At 72.1% G+C, this 272-nt stretch carries 1 protein-coding gene; it reads right to left on the reverse strand.

Translation table 11 applies throughout. The features are described from left to right. A partial coding sequence (locus QC180_RS30165; RefSeq protein ID WP_278266259.1) for an N-acetylmuramoyl-L-alanine amidase occupies positions 1-266 on the reverse strand: 266 nt, incomplete at its 3' end. Positions 267-272 lie beyond the last annotated feature (6 nt).

Consider the following 272-nt stretch of genomic DNA (forward strand, 5'->3'; position numbering starts at 1 on the left):
CCGATCACGTGGTAGTTGGCGTTGTTGGTGGGCCAGCCGGGCCAGGAGCCTCGGCCCGCGTGCCAGCAGACACCGGCGGCGATCACGCGGAAGGTGCCGTCGCGTTCGAGGACCAGCTGGGCCAGGGGGCCGGGTAGGTCGACGCGACCGTTCTGCACGATCCGCCAGTCGTTGGCGCCGCCGCCGGCGGTGTGGTGGCAAAGGACGCCGCGGATGTCGCGGAAGTCGCCGTGGCCGCGGTCGCGCCAGCCGTCGTGTTCGATCACGTCGAG

It is taken from the genome of Nocardia anocheti, assembly GCF_029675105.1.
GTDB lineage: Bacteria > Actinomycetota > Actinomycetes > Mycobacteriales > Mycobacteriaceae > Nocardia.